The organism is Ureaplasma miroungigenitalium, assembly GCF_025780085.1.
In the GTDB taxonomy this organism is placed as follows: Bacteria; Bacillota_I; Bacilli_A; order Mycoplasmatales; family Mycoplasmoidaceae; genus Ureaplasma; species Ureaplasma miroungigenitalium.
Genome location: NZ_JAOXHL010000001.1, coordinates 186,137 through 202,270, shown reverse-complemented (window position 1 = coordinate 202,270; position 16,134 = coordinate 186,137). Strand labels below are relative to the sequence as shown.

At 31.8% G+C, this 16,134-nt stretch carries 15 protein-coding genes; 3 read left to right on the top strand and 12 right to left on the bottom strand.

Features of this window, described 5'->3' with window-relative positions:
* Positions 1 to 116: 116 nt before the first annotated feature.
* Genes OF376_RS00700 through OF376_RS00680 form a run of 5 tightly spaced genes read right to left on the bottom strand, consistent with a single transcriptional unit; the run spans position 117 to position 4,588 of the window.
* The gene (locus OF376_RS00700) at positions 117 to 1,103 is read right to left on the bottom strand and encodes an ECF transporter S component (protein ID WP_263821635.1); all 987 of its coding nucleotides are present in this window, start codon (positions 1,101 to 1,103) and stop codon (positions 117 to 119) included.
* A gap of 10 nt (positions 1,104 to 1,113) precedes the next feature.
* Complete coding sequence (locus OF376_RS00695; RefSeq protein ID WP_263821634.1) at positions 1,114 to 2,523, bottom strand: hypothetical protein; 1,410 nt, start codon at positions 2,521 to 2,523, stop codon at positions 1,114 to 1,116.
* Positions 2,524 to 3,447, bottom strand: coding sequence for a DNA polymerase III subunit delta (holA, locus tag OF376_RS00690; RefSeq protein ID WP_263821633.1), 924 nt, complete (start codon positions 3,445 to 3,447; stop codon positions 2,524 to 2,526).
* The gene (locus tag OF376_RS00685) at positions 3,437 to 4,216 is read right to left on the bottom strand and encodes a TrmH family RNA methyltransferase (RefSeq protein WP_263821632.1); all 780 of its coding nucleotides are present in this window, start codon (positions 4,214 to 4,216) and stop codon (positions 3,437 to 3,439) included. Before OF376_RS00685 ends, holA begins: the two co-directional genes overlap by 11 nt.
* A 6-nt stretch (positions 4,217 to 4,222) precedes the next feature.
* On the bottom strand, positions 4,223 to 4,588 hold the full coding sequence (locus OF376_RS00680) for a hypothetical protein (protein WP_263821631.1): 366 nt from the start codon (positions 4,586 to 4,588) through the stop codon (positions 4,223 to 4,225).
* 79 nt (positions 4,589 to 4,667) lie between these two features.
* Here OF376_RS00680 and OF376_RS00675 point away from each other — a divergent pair, with 79 nt between their 5' ends.
* Together OF376_RS00675 and OF376_RS00670 are read left to right on the top strand one after the other, a co-directional pair.
* Complete coding sequence (locus tag OF376_RS00675; RefSeq protein ID WP_263821630.1) at positions 4,668 to 5,330, top strand: LemA family protein; 663 nt, start codon at positions 4,668 to 4,670, stop codon at positions 5,328 to 5,330.
* A gap of 95 nt (positions 5,331 to 5,425) precedes the next feature.
* Entirely contained in the window at positions 5,426 to 6,049 is a 624-nt protein-coding gene (locus tag OF376_RS00670; protein ID WP_263821629.1) for a hypothetical protein, read from the top strand.
* 50 nt (positions 6,050 to 6,099) lie between these two features.
* Here the strand turns inward: OF376_RS00670 and pip are convergent, their stop codons facing one another.
* The gene (gene pip / locus OF376_RS00665; protein WP_263821628.1) at positions 6,100 to 7,041 is read right to left on the bottom strand and encodes a prolyl aminopeptidase; all 942 of its coding nucleotides are present in this window, start codon (positions 7,039 to 7,041) and stop codon (positions 6,100 to 6,102) included.
* A gap of 1 nt (position 7,042) precedes the next feature.
* A complete protein-coding gene (gene leuS, locus OF376_RS00660; RefSeq protein ID WP_263821627.1) occupies positions 7,043 to 9,475 on the bottom strand; it encodes a leucine--tRNA ligase in 2,433 nt (810 codons plus the stop codon).
* Between the two features lie 54 nt (positions 9,476 to 9,529).
* Here leuS and truA point away from each other — a divergent pair, with 54 nt between their 5' ends.
* A complete protein-coding gene (gene truA, locus OF376_RS00655; RefSeq protein WP_263821626.1) occupies positions 9,530 to 10,264 on the top strand; it encodes a tRNA pseudouridine(38-40) synthase TruA in 735 nt (244 codons plus the stop codon).
* Here truA and pheT read toward each other — a convergent pair.
* From pheT to obgE, 5 genes are read right to left on the bottom strand one after another with little or no spacing between them, the layout of a single operon-like run.
* Positions 10,255 to 12,579, bottom strand: a complete 2,325-nt coding sequence (gene pheT, locus OF376_RS00650) for a phenylalanine--tRNA ligase subunit beta (protein WP_263821625.1) — start codon at positions 12,577 to 12,579, stop codon at positions 10,255 to 10,257. The two genes, truA and pheT, sit on opposite strands and share 10 nt — an antisense overlap.
* Positions 12,580 to 12,591: 12 nt before the next feature.
* Positions 12,592 to 13,593: a phenylalanine--tRNA ligase subunit alpha gene (gene pheS / locus OF376_RS00645; RefSeq protein ID WP_263821624.1), complete on the bottom strand. Its 1,002-nt coding sequence runs from the start codon at positions 13,591 to 13,593 to the stop codon at positions 12,592 to 12,594.
* The gene (locus OF376_RS00640) at positions 13,532 to 14,092 is read right to left on the bottom strand and encodes a hypothetical protein (protein WP_263821623.1); all 561 of its coding nucleotides are present in this window, start codon (positions 14,090 to 14,092) and stop codon (positions 13,532 to 13,534) included. Before OF376_RS00640 ends, pheS begins: the two co-directional genes overlap by 62 nt.
* Positions 14,076 to 14,834 (bottom strand): NAD(+) synthase, encoded by a 759-nt coding sequence (nadE, locus tag OF376_RS00635; protein ID WP_263821622.1) that lies wholly within the window; start codon positions 14,832 to 14,834, stop codon positions 14,076 to 14,078. The genes OF376_RS00640 and nadE overlap by 17 nt, the downstream gene beginning before the upstream one ends.
* A gap of 1 nt (position 14,835) precedes the next feature.
* The gene (gene obgE, locus OF376_RS00630) at positions 14,836 to 16,131 is read right to left on the bottom strand and encodes a GTPase ObgE (protein ID WP_263821621.1); all 1,296 of its coding nucleotides are present in this window, start codon (positions 16,129 to 16,131) and stop codon (positions 14,836 to 14,838) included.
* Between the last annotated feature and the right edge of the window lie 3 nt (positions 16,132 to 16,134).

The window sequence follows — 16,134 nt, the reverse complement described above, 5'->3', positions numbered from 1 at the left end:
TTTCATTTCCTTTCGTAATAAGAATAAAGAAACGACAACCTTAGGGGTCGTCGTTGTTTTTCTAAAATACAAATCTTACTATATTATTTTAACATAATTAGGTAATGAAAGCAAATTTAACGTGGTTTAATGAGTTTTTTAGGCAGCCAAAAGGGTGTCTTATGTCACTTGTTGCGAGCAATATTTTTGAGGTTTGTTACCACAAAATCAAAACTTTGAATCACCGTTGACAATAAAATAATGTAAATAGGTGTCTTAATAGACTCTTTAATTATGCGAGGCAATAGATAATAGTTGGCACCATATTTTAAATATAAGGTAGCTTTTTTGCCAATATACTCTAAATACATCACACTACTAATCGGTCCTAAGGCAAACGAAAATAAGAGCGTTGATGTTAAAGCGATCATGCTGGCATACAAAAAGTAGATTAAATGTTTTTTATCCTTTTGACGGTTTTTAAAATAATAGACAATAATAAAAGTCTCAGTGCAAATGAAGAAGGCGGATAAAAAAGCTAAAGCTAAATATTTGAAAGTATTAATAAATTCGTCTTCAATGTTGAATTGACTTTTCTTTTTGTTTAGTAAACGGAAAACAGGAGTATCCAGATTAACTAATTGAATAACTAAGAAAAATGTGAAGACTATGAAAATGAAATAAAAAAATTGCGAAATAATTAAATCAATGATTGGTCGGTTGGTGTGCTTGCGTAATTGAGCAAAGCTACCTAATAAACCAGCAATTAACCCTAGGATTGGTTCTTGAATAGCATATAATCAAAACCAAACACCCGGATGTAATAACCAACTAACTGTATCAGTTAAAATACCAGATAAGAAACCAATTACTGGACCAAAATATCAACCCATCACCATCAATGGTAATCAAGCAAACGAAATAGTTGTATGTACACCAGTTATTTTAATATTTAAAAAACTTAAACCTAAACGTAAACCAAACAGGAGGGCATAAAAAGTCATTAAATTAATTGTGGTAAATAATTTGAAGGGATAAAAGGGGAATAAAAAAACTAAAAATTTACTTTTTAGTTTTGTAAAATGTTTGGTTTTGGCTAAATGTGATGTATTAAAACGAAACATTAGATCCTTTCTAAAGATCAAACAATCTAGAAAACATTGATTGTGATCGACGCATGTATTGGTTAGGATTGATTTTATTATTTAAGATATCTTCACGAATTTGTTGAATGATTAAAGCATTTCGTTCATGGTCATATTTAGGACGGAAAATCATGGCTATAATGATGACTACTAATAAAGCAAAGATGCAACTGAATTCGATCATTTTGAAGACGAAACTAACTACTCAAATATCTTTTAACTGATTGAAAGGAGCTTGGAAAGCGTCGATAGAGCTTAATTGGATGTTGTGCAAAGTCTCTACATATAATGTTGTTTTATCATAAATACCATAAGAGAAATTTAGAACTTTGTTAAATTCTGTAACGATGTTACCGTTATGGAAATTAATAGCACTCTTATTAAACATTTCAACGATAGCGATAATGAAAATGGCAACAATAAAGAAACCAAAGAATCCGAATTTGAAAGCATATTTGTTATTTTCGTTAACTTTTTTCTTGAAAATCGAAATCCCCATAAAAATAGCAATCAACCCCGAGGCAATTAATTGGACGGGAATAGACTTGGCAGTCATATCACTTAAACGTACTGCTTTTGTGGTGGTTACTGCTTCAAGCCCGTTGGCTTTTTCAGTATAAACAAGTTGTCCATAGAGAATATCACTATGCGTAACAATGGTATAAGTAGCATATGTGACAATTGAAACAACAAATAACAAAATTAAGAAGGCGAAAATTAATGATTTTAAAATAGGAATAATTTTTGGTTTAGTTTTGAAAATATAAATTTTATTATCAATAACTTGTTGGTTTCAAACCATTAAAGCCGCTTGTTCTAAATATTGGTGTTTAAATTCTTCTTCGAATTTTTCGCCATTGTTATTTGGTTGGTCTTGTGATGCTGCTGCTTCTGAAAAATCTTCGGCCTCATCTTTTGTTTCGTCATCAGGCAAATCAATTACTTGATCGCTACTAATGTGTTGTGCAGTTTGGTTTTCTGTGTTTGATGAACTAGCTTCGTAACCGTATGATTGTTGTTGATCATAGACAAAACTAACGCTGTAAAATTGATCATAAAAAGTATTTAAATCTAATTCATAACTATTTTTTACATAGTGTTGTAGGGAAGATAATAAATCTTCAACATCATCCTCGTCAGTTAATTCGTATGTGAATGCTTGGGCTTGAGGATAATATGCTTGATAAGCTTTAGCAAATTCAGGGCTGTGAGCCAGCATTTGTTCATCTGTCGATTGTGTTTCTAAACTTTTTAATAAGCCAATTGTTTTGTGGACAATATTAGCAAAATTATCATCTGTGGCAACAGCGTGATTTAATTTTTGGTTTAAAAAAACAATATTCAAATAAGTATTAGTTTTATGTCGCAGCGACACGATACTTTGTTGATTATCGATCATTTAAGACTCCTTTCAAAAATTATAGATTCAATTATAGAAACCTAGAATCTTATTAATTTTACTTGATTTTATATCATTATCTAAAATAATTAGTTTTTTTATTTGCTCATAAAGATGTGTGTAACTCATTTTTTGCGTGTATTGTTGATATCTACGAGCTTGGAAATCTGATAATTCTAGAATCTGCATAACTTGAGACAAATTCTTCTTTTGTAACATCAGTTTCTTAAAAGCTAAATAATTAACAAAGATGCTAATCATGGTCGTAATAATGATATTTTCATCAAAATTATTATATTTAAGTTTTTGCAACAACGAAAAACATTGGGTATAATTTCGATCAAACAAAAAGTTGATTAATTGAAAAATATTACTATCTTCATAAACAGAAGTGTAGGTTAGTAGCGTTTGTGCATCAATCTTTTTAACTTGTGAACAAATTAGTTTATTCATTTCTTGTTCAAGAATTAAACGATTGCATAATGTATTATTGACTAGATCATTTACCACTGAACGATCTATATAAATTTGATGTTCTTGACAAGTTTGCATAACGTATTCGCGCGCAGCTTTTTCGTTTCATTGAACATCAAAAAAGCCATTGTTATCTTTTAAAAAGTTATTAATTTCAGCTGAACGGCTCAGGTTTTTAAAGTCAATAACAAAAATAATTGTAGTGTGTTCATATTGGGGATGCTGTTCTAATTTTTGAAAATTTTTAAAATCAGCCAGCGTTTTAAAAAAGATGGTATCTTTAACTAAAATAGTTTGTGTAGTTGCAAAAAGCAGTTCTTGACTAGCTGCATCTAACGTATCAATTAGTTCAGTTTGAAGGATCTGTTGAACATTCGATATACTCTTTGCTTGTAATCATTTTTGCACAAAAAGGGGAGTATCTGTGATTAGAAAAAATTTATTGTTCATTGTTATCTAATGAGTATAAAAAAATACTTGTGGCAGTTGTCACGTTCAATGATTCAGTATTATGTAGATTGATTTTGGCTATCAGATCAGCACAATCAATAAACAGTGGGTTTAATCCGTGTCCTTCATTACCGACCAATAAGCAATATGCAGTTGGCTTGGACACTTCTTTTAAAGAGATGGCATTAGGTAATAAAGCTGAAGCAATTTTGGTTAATTTTGTGTTTTTTAAAAAATTAATAGCATCAGATTGTTCATTCATAACGAGCGGATTAATTTTAAAAATAGCTCCCATACTAGCTTTAATGGTTTTGGGATTATATAAATCAGCACAATTGTGTAATACAATATTGGGCACATTAAAAGCCACAGCTGATCGTAAAATAGTGCCTAAATTACCAGGGTCTTGAATATGATCTAAAAATAAGCAAGAGCTTGATCTTATAAATTCCTTGTCTGATATTTTGATGATGGCAAATAAAATGCCTGTTTGCACATTACTGCTCATTTTTTTACAAACCGATGAGCTGACACGAATAATCTCCATCCCTTGAATTAGGGTATAGGGAAAAACTTGTTCATAGTTTTTTTCATAATAATTATCGTCAACAAATAAGTGAGTAATTTGTGCATGATTAGCGATTGCTTCATCTAATAATTTAGTGTTTTCAATGACGAATGCTTGGTGCTCCTCACGATATTTTTTGTCTTGTACTAATTTGATTGTATGGACAACTAAAGGGTTTTTAATTGAGGTTATTATTTGCATATAGGATTATGCTTTTCTTACACGAGGTGGTTTTTGCTCAGTTGTTTTTTCTTCTTTTTCAGATGAATCAGTTGTTGGTGTTACTGGCATATCTTTGCTGTTTTGCATGATATCAGTAAAGAATTTGGCAATGTCCATGTTGCTGGCATTTTTCATTTGTTCTGAGGCCATTTTCATTTGTTTTGTGAATTGTTCTAAAAAGTCGTTAGAACCAGGTTCTAAGAAATCATAAGAATTTTTCACTAAATCTAATAACATTTCCTTTGCAAAGCCTGATGCATCTAATAAATTAGCTGAATCGATTTTATTTTTAAATGTTTGTAACTTGTCAAACTCTTCGTCTGTTAGTTCAATAATGATTTTTTTACTCATAAATCCTCCTATTTAACATGTTGTTGTTTTACTATTATATTATAATATATTAATATATTCAATTATATACGAGGTAAAAATGTCAAACTTAAATTTATGAGAAGAACAAAGTCCGGATGGACTACAACCAAACGTTTCTAACAAACCTTTTGCTGCTAAAACAACAACGGGACAAAGAGCTTTATATGTTATTTGCTGAATTGTATCTTTTGTTTTATTGTGCATACCAATGATTATTTGAGTGGTTCGTACAAAGAATAGTTTTATTGCGGAACAAAATGATGTCAACGAAGCATCTTCACAAATCCAAGTGAATCAAGCTAAACGATTTGACACTTTAAACAAATTAGTTGAACAAGTACGTTCACACTATAAATTTGAAAAAACTGTTTTAGATGAAGTAACATCAAACCGAGCTTTAAAATTAACAAACGATATTGAAAAAGATGAACAAGTGATTTCACAAGTGCAAAAAGTTGTTAATGTGGCCTTTGAACGTTATCCAGACCTAAAATCATCAACAATCGTGATGGAATTAATGTCAACTTCAACGTGATTAGAAAATGAAATCTCTTCAGCTCGACGCATGTATAATGCTTTAGCTACAAACTGAAATGCAAAAATTATGTCTTTCATGCCAGTTATCATTGCTGAAAAGATGCAATTAAAATCAATGCCAGTTTATGCTGCTGCACAAAAAGAACGTCAAGACGTAAGCATGAGTTCTCTTTCTGACTTTTAATTATTTGAATTAAAACAAAAAAAGCATTATTTAACGTAATGCTTTTTTTATTTATAATATAATAAATATTTATTTTTTAATGTTAGGAGTAATTAATGAATTACACAAACCAATTATCACTACAAATAAGTAGTTCAAAAAATCAGGAAGTGATCGCTGATAAATATCTTAATTTATTAAATCGCACCAAAAAACAACTGCGCTTGATTTATAAAACGTCAATTATAACAATTTCTTTATTCGCAGCTTTCGTTATTTTTATTGCGTTATTTGCAAATAGTAATAGCATTTGTCCAACAGAACCATATAAAGCCTTAGCTGGATTTGGGGTGTTTGCCTTTCCTTTACTATTTGTCTATGTAGGATTTTTTGTTTACAATTTGTTTAATATTGTGGCTATTTTGCGTAATTTTGTTCAATTACAAAATACCTTACAAAATTTCTTTAATCACGAACAACCGAAAAAAATATTTCATGAATTTACATGACAATACACTGTTTTATTGTTCTTCTTCCCGATTTTAGCAAGTCTTAATTTATTAAGGATTTTAAATGATAAAGAAGAAAACCAATTAAACCAAATGGAAATGATTCTTGGTTATGAATTATTGATGGTAGATTTAGAAAATTCCAAAACGAATGACCCAGCGAATGCGGATACAACCTTGTCTAGTACTGATGAATCAGATGAAGAAGAAACAGCAGACGAAGAAGAATAGATTTTATTTAGATCAGCAAACAAAAAAACACCACATGAGGGTGTTTTTTATTATTTTATTAAATCATTTAAGACGTGCATGACGGCTTTCATTAAATTGGTATCACGTGTTGTATGACCGGCCTTAGGCACAAGAAATAATTGACTATTATTTAGTTTTTGGTGTAAATCATAAGCATCGACTGGTCGACAATCTAAGTCATATAAACCGTGTACGATGTATGTGGGAATATTCTTAATTGATTCACAGTTTTTTAAAATAAAATCTTCTTCTAAAAAACTTTGGTGATAGAAATAATAGTTTTCTAATTTAGCGATTGCTAGTTCTTGTTCATCATTACGGTTAGTAATCTTTAATTTGTTCACCGTCACTAATGATGTTTCTCAATCATTTCATTGATAAGCTGCTTTGAGTGCGATTTGTTGATCTGGATGATTTAGCAATTTGTAGTATGTTTGAATCACATTAGCTCGTTCATGCGCACTGAAATTAGCCACAAAATTCGCATATTCTGTTGGCCGCATAAAACTAGCTCCATCTTGGTATAATCATTCAACGGATGATGCGCGAGCTAAGAAAACTCCACGTAAAACAATACTGATAACATCTTGCGGATGATGGATAGCATAAACTAAAGCCAGCGTTGTTCCTCAAGAACCACCAAATAATATTCACTGATCGATTTTGAGAGTTTTTTTCAAAAGTACCATGTCATTGACTAAATGCATTGTTGTATTATTTTTTAAACCGTGTAGTGGGCGTGAACGACCACACCCTCTTTGATCAAAAGTAATGACAAAATATTTTGTGGGATCAAAGAAACGGTGAGCATTTTTGGGTGTTCCACCCCCTGGTCCACCATGAATAAAGACAATAGGAATCCCCTGTTGATTACCTGATAACTCATAGTATATTTGATGATTATCCGGTGTGTTTAAATAACCTGTAAAAAACGGTTTTGTTTGGGGGTATAAATATTTTTGATAACTCATATTATTTCGGCTTAACTACGAAGTTAATAATTTTATTGGGCACATGGATGACCTTAAGAACTTCGACTTGTTCTAAATGATTTTGCATGACTGGATCAGCTTGAATTAATGATTGCAATTCATCTAATGATAAATCTTTGGCGACTTTAAGTGTTTGTTTTAGTTTCCCGTTAAATTGAATAGGCAGGCTAATGTGCGATTGAATTAATTTATCTGGGTTATATGTCGGTCATTTTTGGTGGGCAACTGACATATCTGGGTGGTTGTAGCTATATAACTCTTGTGTTAGGTGGGGTGTAAAACAAGAAAGCATAATTAAAAGATTATCTAATAGTTCGTAGTTAATTTGTTTATGTTTATAAAGAACATTAACAAAAACCATCATTTCACTAATAGCAATGTTAAAACTGTATTCGTTTAGTGCTTGTGTAACATTCTTGACCATTTTATGATAACTATAAACAACTTCTTCAGCTAGTTGATCAATACTAGAAATAACGCTCAGTTCGTTGGCGTTTGTGTATAAACGATAGACACGGTCTAATCATTTACGCATTCCATCTAAGCCTTCATCACTTCAAGGTAGAGATGCGGTTAATGGACCCATAAACATCTCATATAAACGTAAGGTATCAGCACCATGTGAAGCGATAATTTCATCGGGATTAATTACATTGCCTTTTGATTTAGACATTTTTTCACCATTAGGGCCAAGAATCATTCCTTGATTAATGACCTTTTGGAAAGGTTCTTTAGTTGGGACTACTTTAATGTCATATAAAAAAGCGTGTCAGAAACGAGCGTAAAGTAAATGTAAAACAGCATGTTCTTGACCACCTATATAAAGGTCAACAGGTAATCATTTTTGGAAACGTTCATAAGCTGCTGATGAATTTAATGGCAAATAAGTTCCATCAGGGTTTTTTAAAATATAAGCTAAATAATATCATGATGAACCAGCTCATTGTGGCATGGTATTTGTTTCACGACGATACTTAACACCATCGATTTCAACGTATAATCATTCATGATTATTGGCTAATGGACTTTGACCATCACCACTTGGATGGAAGTTATCTAGATCTGGTAATAAGACTGGTAAATCTTCTAGTAATTTAATTTTTCCTTGTGGATCAAATAAAACAGGGAAAGGTTCACCTCAATAACGTTGACGTGAAAAAACTCAGTCACGAAGTTTATAGAAGGTTTGTTTTAATCCTAGTTTGTGACTTTGTAAATATTCCCCTAAAACATTTATAGCTTCGTTTTTATTTAAACCATTTATTAATGGTGAGTTAATGTGTGCCCCATCGTACACATAGGGTAATTCGTGGGTCGTCTCGATGACAGAAATGATTGGCAAATCATATTTTTGAGCAAATAAGAAATCACGATCATCATGAGCAGGAACCCCCATGACAATCCCAGTTGCAAAACTACTTAAAACATAATCAACTAAAAATAATGGCACTTTTTCGTTGTTAATCGGGTTAATGACATAAAGCCCTGTGAAAACACCATTTTTTTCTTGATTAGCTAAACGTTGACGATCAGAAGTGTTCTTGACTTGTTCTAAAAATTCTTTAACGGCTTTTTGGCGTGATTGAGGGATTAATAAATCATTAACTTGCAGATGATCATAAGCCATACCCACAAAACTCACGCCATAAATTGTATCTAAACGCGTAGTGAAAACAGGTAATGTTGTATTTGTTTGTTCCAAAACAAAATCAACACTATAACCTTCCGAACGGCCGATTCAATTAGTTTGTAAAGCTTTTAGGGATGATGAAAAATCTAAGTCTTTTAAGTTTTCTAATAAACGTTCTGCATAAGCACTAATTTTTAATACTCATTGCTTCATAGGCTTCTTGAAAACTGGGTATTTGCCCCGTTCACTAACCGGTTGGTTTTGATCATCATAAACAATTTCTTCATTACTCAACACAGTTCCTAATTTAGGACATCAATTAACGTCAATATCTTTGATTTCGGCTAAATCATGTTTGTATAATTGAATGAATATTCATTGAGTTCACATGTAGAATTGAGGGTCAGTGGTGTTGACTTCTTTATCATAATCATAATCAAAACCTAACATTTGTAATTGTTTACGGAAAACCTCGATGTTATGGCTAGTAAAGTCACGCGGGTGATTATTAGTTTCCAAAGCATATTGTTCAGCTGGCAAACCAAAAGCATCTCAACCAATGGGGTGAAGGACATCAAAACCGTTTAAACGTTTAAAACGTGAGATGACATCAGTTGCCGTATAACCTTTGGGATGGCCAACGTGTAAACCCTTACCACTAGGGTAGGGAAACATATCTAAAACGTAGCATTTTGGATTTTGGGCATTGTCAACAAAACGAAAGGTTTTATTTTCTAACCAATGTTTTTGTCATTTTTTTTCTATTTTATTATGATTGTACATAAGCGGATCCTTTTTTTGTTATGATAATTATATTTTAAAAGAAGTTGATAGTAGATGAATTATAAAATTACACTAACATACGATGGACACAATTACTATGGTTGAGCTGTTCAACCAAATAAACCAAGTGTCCAAGCAAGTATTTCGCAGGCTTTTCAAAAAGCATTTAAAATTACTGACGAAATTAAAGTTATTGGTTCAGGGCGGACTGATCGTTACGTGCACGCTTTAGAGCAAGTATGTAATGTGCAACATGAGGCCTTGACATATCCAGCACATGTTATCTTAAAAGCTGTGAACGCTTTTTTGCCAGAGGATATTCGCATATTAGATGTTCAAGTTGTTGATCAGGATTTTCATGCACAATATATGGCTGTGAATAAAACATATGTTTATGTCATTAATAAAACATATAACATCTACGAACGCCATTATGCATATTATGATGAAGCATTAATCTGAGATCAAGTGCAGTTTGAACAATTTAAAGATTTGTTTTTGGGGACGCATGATTTCTTGTCATACAGCACAAGTGAATTAGATCAAACAGTGCGTACGATTACTGATATTTCATTTACTGAAACAACAAAAAAGATAAAAATCTATGTATCAGGGAATGGTTTTTTAAAAAATATGGTGCGCATGATTGTAGGTAGTTTGCTTAAACTAATGCAAGGCAAGACTGATTTAAAGACCTTACAAACCTTTTTAGAAAAACCTCATAAGGGTCAAGCTCAAGCGATTGTCCCTGGATGTGGTTTATATTTAGCGCGAGTTAACTACAAGTAACTCTTTAAGATATTTTCGATTTGTTCTAAGTAATTTTTAATTTGGTTATTATCTAGATTTTGGTCTCTTAAATTAATATTTACACGAATTGTATAAATTGTGGCTTGATCTTTTTGATAAGCATCAATGATTTGCGTTTGCACAATATAGTCTTGTTGATTCAATTCGTCTAAGACTTTCGTTAAATCAACATCATCGTGATAAGCGATGGAAACATCTTTGATGACGTCATGGGTTGTACTAATTGGACAATAAATGGTTGGATTAGCTTGTTTGATAAAACTGTAAGGAATATTCATGTTTAAAAGATAAACCGGTTCGTTTAAATCGTATTGTTTAAGACTTTTTTGAGTCATTAAACCAACGTATCCATGAACATTAACATCATCCAAACTTAAAGCCAATGATTGTTGTGGATTTAATTCACAAGCTTGCGTGTTAGGTAAATAACTAAAATCTAAGCAAAAATGTTTACACACCATTGAAACCAGTGATTTCATAGTTAACAAATTGTTGTTTACAGCATCTTTATTAACAGTATTACGAATTAAAGGCATTGGACAAACTAAAGTTAGATTCAATGCCTTTGGTTTGTTTAAGACATTTAAATCAACACATTCGAAAACATTGAACAGGTTGTTTTTGTAATGGATATTGTACATTAAAACATCTAATAAACTATCTACATTGTTCAGTTTTAAAAATGCTTTATGCATTGATATAGGGTTTTGGATTTCAATTAAATCTTGTTCTTTGTGATATCAATTAAAAGCTAAAGCATTGTCTTTAGCTTTTAATTGATAGGTTTTAGCTTCGATTAAATTGTACGCTTGCAATTTAGTCTTAAGACTGTAAATTAAATCATAAATAGTATTTTTCTGACTAATTTGACCGTAATATAAAACCGGTTGTGCTGCAACTTTATTAATGTCATATAACTTCATGGCATCTTCATAAATGTCAAAAGCATTTAAAACATCACAACGATAAAAAGGTGCATGGAACTGACTGTGTGTACGATTAATCTTATAACCTAAAAGTTCAAAGAAATTGATGATACTACTGATTTTTAAATTAGTTGTACCAATCACATTTTGTAACTTAATCATGCTCGCTGATACCGCAGGCATTTTTTGTTTAATTCCAATGTGTTTTCAAGTTAGAGCGTCTTGAAAATATGTTTGTAAGTATTGAGCAGTTAAATAAGTAATGTTCACATTCAGTGGTTTGGCAAACAAGTTAGCAGCTAGTGAATTAATTTTTAAACGACTAGCTGTTTTTTTAATATATACAAAATCGAAATTAGCACATTCGATATAAACTCGTTTAGTTTGGGGTGTTAAACGGTATTCATAAGCTCCCATAATACCACACAGTGCCACGATTTTTGAACCATCACACAGAACTAAATCGCCCGCTTCTAATTGGTAAGTTTTTTGGTCAATCCCTAGCATACTTGTGGGCTTGTCAAGGGTTTTAACTTCTAAGGAACTAGTAATTAAATCAGCATCAAAAGCGTGCATGGGATTAGCAGTCATCAGTGTTAAGTAATCTAAATGGTCATTTAAATTATTGTGGACTGTGATATTATGACGCGCTAGTAAAACCTTCTGTGCAAAGCTAATTGGTTCTTGAAAATCCTTGATTTCAGCCAGGAAATAATTATTAACCAGATTAGGCATTGACCCGTTTATAAAATCATTAGCTAATGGTCTAATGATGGTACGTTCATTCGATTGGAATGTTTTTTGATGTAGTGCTGCTAATTCTTTGCAAAGGAAATGGTAGCCATTTAATTCATTACGGTTAGAAGGTAATGACAAATCTAAAAGATAATCACTTAAATCTAAAGCTTGGAGTTTTTGTTTAACACCAGCGGCACTGGTATCGGTAATCACTTGAGCTAAGTCATCACAATGGTAATGAGCAGCTGCTGTGGGATCAAGTTCAGCAACACTTAATAACATACCTTGGGAAACTAGTTCGCCAAAAGCACGCTCAGTGATTGTTATATCGCCAATACGAGCACCAACCTGTGCTACAAGGACGTAGTCTTTTGCTTGTAAATATGTTTGGTTAGTGATGATTTGAATTTGCTTATCTTGGTTTTTTAGGTTTAAAACTTTTAATTTTTTGTGCGTTGGATGTGCTGTAATTTGCATAATTTGAAACACAGCGATGAAGGGATCTTGTTGGTATGGAATAATTTGTTCAACCTCGCACCCTAAATTCATTAAGTCCTGACATAAATCTACTAATTTAACACGTTTTAAAGAGGAGCATAAAGTTTTTAAAAAATTGTAACTAATAATCATAAATAACTCCTTTTAAAATTGTTTATTGAACTTCAGGTTGTTTGCGTATAGGTGTCGAATATCATCAATATTATGCTTTAACATAATGATTCGATCAATTCCAATACCAAAAGCTAAACCAGATAAATGAGTTGGTAAATTAGCAGCTTGCAAGACATTTTGATGTAACATCCCAGCACCCATAATTTCGATTCATGTTGATTGTTTACAAACGTGGCATCCTGCTCCATTACATTTGAAACATTCCACATCAACTTCAAAACTTGGTTCAGTAAAAGGAAAGAAACTTAAACGGAAACGCGTTTTCAATTGTTTTTGGAAAATGAAACTTAAAAATTCAGTAATTAATCATTTTAAATTAGCAATGTTTAATTCTTCTTTAACTCACACGAAATCGATTTGCATAAATTGGTGTGAATGAGTAGCATCATCATCATCTTTCCGATAAACATTACCATACGACATAATTCTGATGTCGTGAGAAGGGTTATTCTCTAGTAAATAAGCTGTATTAGTTGTACAGTGTGTTCGAAGCATGTATGAATGATTAATGAAGAAAGAGTCTGCGTTCATTCGTGCAGGGTGATTTTCATTGATATTTAAAGCATCGAAATTTTTTGTTTGCAAAACAACTTCATCACCCGTGATAATATCAAAGTTTAATTGTTTGAAAAAACTAATGACATCATTAATTGTTTGGGTAAATAAGTGTAAGTGACCGTGACTCAAATCATTAGCGGGTAAATGTAAATTATTTGTAAGACCAAAATCCTTTGGTTCATCTTGTTCATCAAAAATGACACAAGCATCATTAAAGGCTTGCTCAATTGAGAGTTTTAATTCATTTAATAACAAACCCATGCTTTTTTTGTCAGTAGCATTCTTTAATTCACCATATAAAGGTGTTAAATTTTGTTTAACAAAAATATTTTTGATTTCCACTAATTGTTGCTTATTTTGAGCTTGGCTTAGTTTTGTTTTTAATTCTAACAGTAGTTTTTCTTGTTGAACCATCTTGGGCACCGTCCTTCTTGATAATTGTTTTACGCATTTTGTCTTTTTTAGGTTCTGTTTTATTAGCTTTTTGTTTACTAATAAATGCTTTTAATCAATTACTCAATAACTTATTATCCTTTAGTTCGGGAATGTAGTGATTTGAATATGATCAATAAGCAAAAATATTAATATTGAGTATGATGATGATAAACAACATACACCCTAATACCGAACCTCATTTAAAAATTTCTAAAGATAAAAGTGATTGGATATTTAATAAATCGTGTTGCTCTGTTTCGGATGTATTCATTAAATAGTCATAATTTCATTCACGATAATCTTTTAAGGCTGTATCTAATTCTAAAACAGCATAAATAAGAACTCCAAGACAAATAGCCACTAAAACATAACCTAAAAAGGTAATGACCACAAAACCTTTAAAGGTTTTAATAAAATCCTTTAGTTTGTGCATCAAGCTGGTTTTTGTAGGTACAGGGGTATTATTTTCATTGTTCATAAATTGATTGGACCTTTTCATTTAATAGATATTCGTCAATGGCGAAATGTTTATGTTGGTTTTTCTTAACTAATTGATTAACCTTTTTTAAACAATCGGCTTTCATTCGCTTATGTTGCAAGACAACTTGCTCATATTCTTCATATGAGAAGCCGAGAAGATCTTCATCGGTTTGTTCATCAAAACCAGGTGATGGTTTTTTGTTAATAAAACGTTGATCAATTTTTAAAAAGTCAGCGATCTTGTAAATTTGTGATTTTAATAAGCCTATTAGTAAATGATAATCAGCATTGCTGTCTCCAAATTTCGTAAAAAAACCTAAATGGTATTCATTGAAATTTAAGGTGGAAATCACAATCCCCTCATGCTCATTGGCTAGTGCATATAAGTAATTTGCACGAATCCGTGTTTTTAAATTGTCATAAACCAATTTAGGATTATTCAAATCCGTTAAATGTGCTTGGTAAGCTTGCAAAATGGGTTTTAAATTAACCAGCTGAATTTCAGGGAAAATCGATTGTAAGAAGACCACATCAGCCTTGTCTTGGGGTTTAGAATCAATATCAATAAAAACGGGCATAATTTTTAAAGGGGTTTTAATTTGTTTTAACAAATATAAAGCCAGAGTACTGTCAATACCACCTGAAACACCAAGGACAACAGTTTTAATATTATTAGTTGTTAAGTAGTTTTCTAAATGTAATAAGAGTTTTCGCAAATAACTTTTTAAACGCGTACACATTTTAGTCCATCTCCAATGTTAAGTGATAAACCTTGATTAAATCATTGGTTTCCACACCATATGCTCGTAGTTGCTCTTTAAACTTAACCGCGTCTAATTTATTATTAAAACGCACAATATTATCGTTAGTAACTAATGGGATACGGTTGACTCAGAATTTTAAATATTCACCTGTAACATTGAAGACATGATCTTCTTCTTTAACAATAACAATTGTTTCATCCAAAGTCTTTTGTAATTCTTTTTGTGGTTTTTGGTAAACCATAATTTCTTCGGCATGAATTTGTTGTTCAGCAAAGGCTTGTTTTTCATCATAGTACATACGAATGATAGTGGCAAGCATTTCTTGGATATTAATTTTATCTAACGCACTAACAGTTATGATAGTCTGATTTTTTAAGTGGTTTTGTAATTTTTGTAATTGCACTTGAGCATTAGGTGTATCCATTTTATTAGCGACAATTACAAATGGTTTATTAGCTAAAGCTGAATCGTATGCTTGTAATTCGTAACGAATTGTTTCGTAAGCACCTACGATATCTTCGTGATCATTTTCATCTAACGAGATTAAATGTAATAATAAAAAACAACGTTCAATATGTTTTAGGAAATCAATCCCTAAACCACTCCCTTGATGAGCTCCTTCGATTAACCCCGGGATATCAGCAAAAACAATTCGGTTTGAACGATCATAAATTGTTCCTAAAATAGGGTTTAGTGTCGTAAATTGGTAAGCTGCTGTTTTTGGTTTAGCATTGGTAAACGAACTAATTAAAGTTGATTTACCAGCATTTGGTAACCCAATAATTCCGATATCAGCAATGGATTTTAATTCTAGATGAACACGTAATTCTTCAACTACTTCCCCAAACTCATATAATGATGGAGCTTTATGAAAAGCGTTTTTAAAGTGTGTATTACCATGCCCACCTAAACCACCTGGTTGGATTAAATAAGCTTGTTGATCGATTAAAACCTCAGCTAAAACTTGGGTTTTGTCTTCATTATAAACAATAGTTCCTAATGGCACTTTGATATAAACATCTTCGGCATTGGCACCGTGTTGATTTTTAATATCTCCGTTTTCTCCGTTTTCGGCTTTGAACTTCTTTTTGTATTTAATTTTTTCTAATGATAGTTCGTTATGTGATCCTAAAAAATAAATAGAACCACCATGCCCACCATTACCACCAGCTGGTCCACCCATAGGGACATGGGTTTCACGACGTCAGGCTAGTTTTCCATTACCACCATTTCCGGCTTTTAAAATAATGTCACATTTATCAACAAATGCCATAGT